At 66.9% G+C, this 7,380-nt stretch carries 8 protein-coding genes; 6 read left to right on the top strand and 2 right to left on the bottom strand.

Going from position 1 to position 7,380, the window contains the following annotated elements; genetic code table 11:
* Positions 1 to 105 precede the first annotated feature (105 nt).
* Positions 106 to 1,152 carry an NAD-dependent epimerase/dehydratase family protein gene (locus WBL06_RS09060; protein WP_424455668.1) on the bottom strand — a complete coding sequence of 349 codons (1,047 nt, stop codon included), beginning with the start codon at positions 1,150 to 1,152 and terminating at the stop codon, positions 106 to 108.
* Between the two features lie 180 nt (positions 1,153 to 1,332).
* Here WBL06_RS09060 and WBL06_RS09055 point away from each other — a divergent pair, with 180 nt between their 5' ends.
* The 4 genes from WBL06_RS09055 (at position 1,333) to WBL06_RS09040 (ending at position 4,601) form a co-directional block, all read left to right on the top strand.
* Positions 1,333 to 2,328, top strand: a complete 996-nt coding sequence (locus WBL06_RS09055) for a hypothetical protein (RefSeq protein WP_424455667.1) — start codon at positions 1,333 to 1,335, stop codon at positions 2,326 to 2,328.
* On the top strand, positions 2,325 to 3,107 hold the full coding sequence (locus tag WBL06_RS09050; protein ID WP_424455666.1) for a hypothetical protein: 783 nt from the start codon (positions 2,325 to 2,327) through the stop codon (positions 3,105 to 3,107). Before WBL06_RS09055 ends, WBL06_RS09050 begins: the two co-directional genes overlap by 4 nt.
* Before the next feature lie 100 nt (positions 3,108 to 3,207).
* Complete coding sequence (locus tag WBL06_RS09045; RefSeq protein ID WP_424455665.1) at positions 3,208 to 3,864, top strand: hypothetical protein; 657 nt, start codon at positions 3,208 to 3,210, stop codon at positions 3,862 to 3,864.
* Positions 3,865 to 3,884: 20 nt separating this feature from the next.
* Positions 3,885 to 4,601, top strand: a complete 717-nt coding sequence (locus WBL06_RS09040) for a hypothetical protein (RefSeq protein WP_424455664.1) — start codon at positions 3,885 to 3,887, stop codon at positions 4,599 to 4,601.
* An 82-nt stretch (positions 4,602 to 4,683) separates the two neighbouring features.
* Here the strand turns inward: WBL06_RS09040 and WBL06_RS09035 are convergent, their stop codons facing one another.
* Positions 4,684 to 5,478 (bottom strand): MTAP family purine nucleoside phosphorylase, encoded by a 795-nt coding sequence (locus tag WBL06_RS09035; RefSeq protein WP_424455663.1) that lies wholly within the window; start codon positions 5,476 to 5,478, stop codon positions 4,684 to 4,686.
* A 341-nt stretch (positions 5,479 to 5,819) separates the two neighbouring features.
* Here WBL06_RS09035 and WBL06_RS09030 point away from each other — a divergent pair, with 341 nt between their 5' ends.
* Positions 5,820 to 6,023 carry a type II toxin-antitoxin system HicA family toxin gene (locus WBL06_RS09030; RefSeq protein ID WP_424455662.1) on the top strand — a complete coding sequence of 68 codons (204 nt, stop codon included), beginning with the start codon at positions 5,820 to 5,822 and terminating at the stop codon, positions 6,021 to 6,023.
* The gene (gene rmuC, locus WBL06_RS09025; RefSeq protein ID WP_424455661.1) at positions 6,020 to 7,027 is read left to right on the top strand and encodes a DNA recombination protein RmuC; all 1,008 of its coding nucleotides are present in this window, start codon (positions 6,020 to 6,022) and stop codon (positions 7,025 to 7,027) included. The genes WBL06_RS09030 and rmuC overlap by 4 nt, the downstream gene beginning before the upstream one ends.
* The last annotated feature ends 353 nt before the right edge of the window (positions 7,028 to 7,380 follow it).

Below are 7,380 nucleotides of genomic sequence, written 5' to 3'. Positions count from 1 at the left end.
ACCCGTTGTCGACCACGATCCCGCGATACCCCTGCGGCAGCCGGGAGAGGATGCCGGGCAACGCCTGCTCTTCGTCGAGGCAGGGGAAGACGACATCCACGGCGTTCATTGCACTGCCGCCCGCAGCGGCGCGGTGGCGAACTCGCGCATCCCGTCGTCGAACGACACCGCCGGCATCCAGCCGAGTTCGTCGCGCAGCCGGGCCGAGCTCGCGGTGATGTGCCGCACGTCGCCGAGCCGGTACTCGCCGGTGACGACGGGCGGCTTGCCGGCTGTCGCCAGTGCTGCCGCGAGGTCGAGGATCGTGTGCACTTCGCCGCTGCCGACGTTGAAGGCGCGGAAGGTTCCCGGGGGCGCGGCGGCGGTGTGGTCGACGGCGGCGAGGTTGGCGGATGCCACGTCGCGCACGTGCACGAAGTCGCGACGCTGCGCCCCGTCTTCGAACACCCGCGGGGCCTCGCCGCGCTCGATCGCCGAGCGGAACAGGGAGGCGACACCGGCGTAGGGGGTGTTCTGCGGCATCCCGGGTCCGTAGACGTTGTGGTACCTCAGCGCGACGGCGACGCCGCTGGTGGAACGCGCCCAGGATGCCGCGAGGTGCTCTTGCGCGAGTTTCGTCGCGGCGTACACGTTGCGCGGATCGAGGGCGTCGTCTTCGTCGATGAGCGCTGGCGCGAGTGGCTGCCCGTCGGCGTCGAGCGGGTCGAAGCGTCCGGCGTCGAGGTCTTTCTGGGTGCGCGGGGCGGGTCGGCTTGGGCCGTTGGGGCCGAGGTACTTGCCCTCGCCGTAGACGACCATCGAGCTGGCGAGCACAAGCCGTGTGGTTCCGGTGGCGGCCATCGCGGCGAGCAGGGTGGCGGTGCCGAGGTCGTTCGACGAGACGTAGTCGGGAGCATCCGCGAAGTCGACGCCCAGCCCGACCTTCGCGGCTTGGTGGCTCACGGCATCCACATCTCTGAGCGCCTCGGCGACGGTCGCTGGGTCGCGAACGTCGCCCGGCATCCATTCGACGCCTTCGGTGGGTTCGGGTGGTGCGCCGTGCACGTCGGCGCGCAGGGAGTCGAGCACCCGCACCTGCCACCCGGCGGCGAGCGCGTCGGCGACGACGGCCTGCCCGATGAAGCCGGCGCCCCCGGTGACGAGAAGTCTCACCGCGTCGGCCTGGCGAGCACTCGGGCGACGGCGGCGGGGGCGGATGCCGTGGTCACCTGTCCAGTCTTCAACCGCTGCGCTTGCCGCGAGCGGCTGGGAGGAGACTGTCACAGGTTCGTAAGCGGAGACGCACTCGCCATTTGTAACCTAAATAGCGATTTTCTAGGTAAGTTACATCTCATGAGAGTCGAAAGCGCCGATGGAATCGAGCTGCTGCTCGACGTCGGCTTGGAGCGTCGGGTGGTCGGCAGCGCCGACGTCGAGATCCGCGACCCGACCGGTCGCTGGAGACTCTGGCACGTCAAGGTGCTTCGACACTCGCCGAGCCCCTCAGAGATCGAGCTGGTGGTGCAGGGCGCGCGGAAGCGACCGCACGACGGAGTGCTCTTCGTGGTCGCGCGAGCCGGACAGGCTCTGACGGCAGCAGCGCAGCAGAATGCGCACGTCGCCTACGCAGCAGTCGATCAAGGCGTGGTGCGGATCTTCGGGGAACTCCACGACGCGGGCATCCCGAACCCGAGCCGCGGGCCCGGGTCGGCTCGCACCAGCTGGACGCGGCTCGGGGCACTCCGCGTGTTCGCTCTCGTCGACCGCTCGCTCACACAGAGCGAGCTAGCTCGGCAGATCGGCGTCTCCCATGTCTCGGTCGGCAAGCAGTTGGCATCCCTCGAGCCGCTGATCGAACGCTCACCGAACGGGTGGCGAGCCCTCCACAGGGCCGATTGCTGGGATGCCTTCATGGCCCAGTACCCCGGACCCCGTGGTCTTTCCACCTTCTGGTCAGCTACGGGCGATCTCGCCGATCAACTCGCACGACTGGAGCGCATCATGCACGATCACGAGCACTTCGTGATCTCGGGCGACATCGCGGCCGACTTCTACGCGCCATGGCGACGCCCGACTCGCATCACCGCGTATGTCACTCGACAGCCGCCCCTCGATGAGCATGGCCTCGCAACGGTGAGGGGCGCCGACGCAACGATCGAGCTGCGCGTGCCGAGGGATCCGACGATCTACGCGATGTCTCGGATCTCGCGAGACCGCAACGGCGCGCAGCGGCGCTTTGCGGACCCGCTCATCACCGCCTGGGACGTTTCCCGCGGTTCGGGCGGCGACGTCGAGTCCGCCGTGGCGCGCATCCGGGAACGCGCGCTGCACGATTCGGCGCGGTCATGACCCGTCGCGCAGAACTGATCGCGACCTCGCGCGCCGATGACCTTTCACTGCGTGCGCTCGCAGATGTCGCACGTGTCACGGCCGATGACAACGCTCGCGTCGTCGGTGGGCAGATGACCTCACTTCTCTTGACCGCCTTCCCGGTGGCCGGGGTCGACCCGAGGCGAACCCGGGACGCCGATACGGCGGTCACGACCGAGTTCGCGGGCACTGGACTGCTCCACGATCGCCTCATCGACCTCGGGTACTCAGCGACGTCGGGCAACAGCTACAGCAAAGCGGTTCCCGAACTCGCCACCCCGGGCATGCTTCCACCGGAGCAGTCGGTCGACCTGCTCGTTCCCTCGCTGGATGGCCGGTTCCACTCCAGCGAGCACGGCGGACGAGCCTTCGACGCCGCACCTGGTCTCGCGCTCGCACTCGCCGCTGCGCCGATCGTCATCGATGTGGGCGCGACCTTGCTCGACGGAACTCTCCTCGAATTCACGGCGCGCGTACCGACCGTCGAAATCGCGATCATTGTGAAGGCGCTCACCTACGGCTCCCGTCAGCAGGACCGCGACATCGAAGACATCTACCGGCTGCTGGAGATCGCCCATAGCTACTCGGACGAGGAGATCGGCGAGTGGCGCCTCGGCGACGCTGAGCTGATCGGCGCTCGGCGAGACTCGGCATCAGCGCTTCATGCGCTGGCTCGAGACCGACGACGCCTCGGGAGGGTCGACGTTCCGGCGGCACGCTTGGCGACCTTGACCGCCGCTCTCGTGACCCGACCGTAAGGAGCGGCAGCGTGCGGCGATCGGACTTGGTAGGGCACACAGGCACCGACATCGCCCCACCACCTTGACACAAGGATTTCGATAACGAAAGACTTGTGACATGCCTTCGGTCGATGAGTATGCGGCGTGGCGCGGAGTGAGCGCCCAGCGCGTTCGCGAACTCCTGCGCGCGGGCGAGCTTCCTGGCCACCGCATCGGGGCGCGACAGTGGATCGTCGACGATGCCGCGTTTTCCGTGCGTCGACCGCTCGGGCAGCCGATGTCGCCGTCGATGGCGTGGGCGCTGATCGCGTCGCTGGGCGGTGATGCCCGGCATCCTGACGTGCCAGCCGTACGAGTCGATCGCCTCCGCAAGTATCGAGAGCGACTTCTCGACGCCGGCGAGGAGGCTCCCGAGTTGATGTCGTCGTGGCTTCGGAGGCGCGGCGAGCGGCTGGTGTTCCGCGCACAGCCGGCGGATGTCGGTGATCTCCTCCAAGATCCTCGTGTGCTTCCCTCAGGAGTCTCGGATCCACGATCGGGCCTGGCGTCGGGCGACGTCGCGGAGGTGTGGCTGCGCGACTACTCCCAGCTCGCCGAGCTGGAGGGCGACTATCTACTCCTGGCCGATGTGAAGGGCAACGTCGTTGTACACCGCAGCGGCCTGGAGCAGCGAGATGCGGTGGCACCCCTTGGGCTCGTCATCGCCGACCTCGCCGACTGGAACGGTCCGCGAGAAGACGGGCGCGTGGTCGACCTCCTCGCGAGCATCAGATGAGCCCAATCGTCTTCCCGCCGATGTCTGCGGCCCAGACGCAGGCGTGGCAAGCGCTCATCGAGCTGGGCGCACGGTTCGACGCAGGCTGGACGCTCGTCGGCGGGCAACTGGTGCACCTGCACTGCCGCGAGAGGGGCGCCTCGCCATCACGCCCGACCGACGACGGTGACGCGGCGCTCGACGTGCGCGCGCATCCCGACATCTTGCGGAACTTCACCGATGCCCTCCTCGATCTCGGCTTCGTCTCCGACACTCCCTCTGCCCTCAGGGTGCAACACCGCTGGGTACGCGACCTCGCGGTCATCGACGTGCTGATCCCACGCCACCTCGGCGAGCGCGCCTCCTCGCGCCGCGGCGCTGGTGGGCAGCGGACCATCGCCGCGCCGGGCGCTCAGGGCGCGCTCGACCGAACCGAGCGCGTGGAGGTGACCGTGGCCGGCAGGACGGGCGAGGTGCCGAGACCCACACTTGTCGGCGCGATCGCTGCGAAGGCGGCGGCACTCGAGATCGCCGATGACCCGCGATGGAAGCGGCACGTGCAGGATCTCGTCATCCTCTCGACCCTCATCCGCCGCGGCGACGACTTCACCGTCTACTCGACGCGCGACTTCCAGCGAGTGCGTAATGCGATCGGCCGCACTGTCGCCGACCCCTCGATCGCGGCGCCCCTCGACGGTGCAGCCGATGGGATCGCTCGGCTGCGTCTGGCCCTCGACTCGGCCGAACATCTGCGGTGATCAAAGTGCCGATACCCGGCGGCGAGCGCGTCGGCGACGACGGCCTGCCCGATGAAGCCTGCGCCCCCGGTGACGAGAAGCCTCACCGCGTCGGCCTGGCGAGCACGCGGGCGACGGCGGCGGGATCGATGAGTTCGCGCGCGCGGTAGTCGTCGGGGATGCCGGCGGCGATCGCCTCGATGGCGGCGATGATGCGCGGCTGGGCTGCTTTCAATCGGGCGAACACTCTTTCGGCGGTGACAGGCTCGTCGCTCGGCGTGGCGTCGTTGTCGGTGACGAAGGCGAGGGTGACGGTGCCGATGTTCAACTCCGCCGCGAGCGGCACCTCGGGGTAGAGGGTCATGTTCACGAGGTGCGCGCCGGCCTGCCGCAGGGCGACCGACTCGGCGCGGGTCGAGAAGCGGGGGCCGGGGATGACAGCGACGGTGGCTTCGTGTTTGTCTGTTGTCGGTTTCGCGATTTCGCGGAGTTCGGGGCAGAACGGATCGGCCGACGGCAGGTGCTGCACGTCGTCTTCGTCGAAGAAGGTGTCGTCGCGTCCGCGGGTGCGGTCGAGGTACTGGTCGGGAAGCGCGAGGGTTCCGACGGGGTAGGCGGGGTCGACTGCTCCTACTGCGGCGGTGGAGATGATTGCGCGGGCGCCGAGGGATGCGAGTGCCCAAATGTTCGCGCGGTACGGGATGCGGTGAGGGGCGACCGAGTGGCTGGTGCCGTGGCGGGGGAGGAAGACCGCGGGGCGACCGCCGAGGGCACCTTCGGTCACGTTGACGACGCCGTAAGGAGTTGGGATCGTGCGATTCGCGGAGACTGCCAGCTCGAAGAGGGAGTAGAGGCCCGACCCGCCGATCACGGCGACAGGGGTGCGTGCGGTGCTCACCGGTCCAGTCTTCAACCGGGCGGTGCTGACAGAGTTGCCGAATGGAGACTGTCACCGGTTCGTAAGCGCGCTCCGCAAGCGAGTCATCGCCACCGGTCACTCTCTTCGACATCGTGTGAACCTCGCTCCGGGTGGGAATCGTCGCCCTCCGCTGACGGTGCGGCGAGAGGTGACACCGGGCGTGGCGGGGACGCCGGTCGCGTACACCTGGTGCTGTCGTTGGCCGCGATCGTGCCGCTGGGCTACATCGTGCGAGACTGCCTTCGTTTGCCGAACGCCAAGGTCGCGACGATCTGTTTACCCACTAGACACTTGTGGTGTCTAGTGGGTAAACTGCTAAAGTGAAGTCGCGAGAGGTCATCCGTCAGATCGAAGCTCTGGGTGGTGTGTTCGTGCGTCAGCGCGGTTCCCATATGCGTTACCGGGTCGAAGCTAACGGCATTGTCGCCTTCACGACGGTCCCCGACCACGAGATCGGTAAGGGCCTTCGAGCCAAAATCGAGCGGGACCTCGAGCCCGTTTTCGGAAAGGGATGGTTGAGGTGAGCACTCGCTTCACGGTGGAAGTTACACACGACGGCGACGTCTGGGTCGCCGATGTCCCTGCACTCGCTGGCGCACACACTCAAGCCGGTAACCTCACTCGGCTCGACGAGGCGATCCGCGAGGTCATCGCCCTTGTCGAGGATCTACCTGAGGGTGCCGAAGCGGCCCTCGAGCTTGACTATGAGTACGAGGGCCTTGACGCGGTCGCCCGCGCCGCATCACTTATCGGCAGGCACCGCGCTGAACTAGATCGGGTGCAATCTGCCCTCGCTGATCAGACAACGACCCTCGTGCACGAGCTGTCAGAGCTGGGTTGGTCCGTACGAGATGCTGCGCACCTTCTGAACATCTCCCCCGGTCGCGTGTCACAGATTCGCGGCAACGAAGAACCATCGAGCAGTCTCCTCGCGACGGCAACGACGCTCGCCGAGCTAACGACAAACGCAGCTCGCGAAGCGCGAGGCGAGACCCAGCTTCGGTCGGTCGCGGAAACCGCAGGCATGCTCCAACACGTCGACTTTGACGCCCGCGTGGTTAATCCCGAGAGCAAACACAGCAGGCCAGACATGGTCGTGAGCCTTCCGGGCGGAAAGAGCATTGCTATCGACGCAAAGATCCCGCTCGAATCGCTGGATGGCGAGCCTGAGGACGTTCGGGCCTACGTCACCCGCCTCGGCTCGCCTTCTTATTGGAACGACCTAGAGCCGAGTCCGGAGATGATCGTTGCGTTTGTACCAAGCGAAGCCCACCTCTCCGCCCTTCTAGCGAGGGACCCTTCCATCATGGAGTACGCCTTCTCAAGGCACGTCGCACTTGCTTCTCCGGTCACGCTCTATTCGGTCCTCAAGTCCGTAGCGGTTGCATGGCGCCACGAAGCGATCGTTGTGGAGGCACGCGCGGCCTTCGACGTGACGAGCGATCTCCCCGAGCGCTTCTTGACTGGGCCATCCGCTAGCGGCCCGAGGAAGATTCGCCCTGTCGTCAAGCTTCCTCGGTCGGCCTAGAGCCACAACGTCGAGGTCGACGAGGCCGGTTCCGTCGAGTTTGCGGTCAAACATTGCCTCGCGGCCAGGCACCTACGTCCGCGACGGGCGGCCGCCTAGCTCCGATGTTCAACCGCGCCTGGCCAGCTGAAATCGCACTCAAGCGCGGTCCCAGCATTTCCGTTCATTCTCGGCATTTGCGATTCGCTGAGCGCCGGTGACGGCGCTCACTGAAATTCCCCAGTTGTGCTCGGCGGATTCCAGGGATCGTAGCTACACCTGAGGTAAGTAGGTGGGTATGCGATCTGGTTCTAGCCGTCGTCCGGGACGGCCTCCGATGGTGGATAAGCAACGCGAGTTCGCGCGGCTGCTGA

The organism is Pseudolysinimonas sp., assembly GCF_049651805.1.
Lineage (GTDB): Bacteria > Actinomycetota > Actinomycetes > Actinomycetales > Microbacteriaceae > Pseudolysinimonas_A.
Note: the sequence above shows the minus strand (reverse complement) of the source record. Positions and strands in the feature narration are given on the sequence as shown.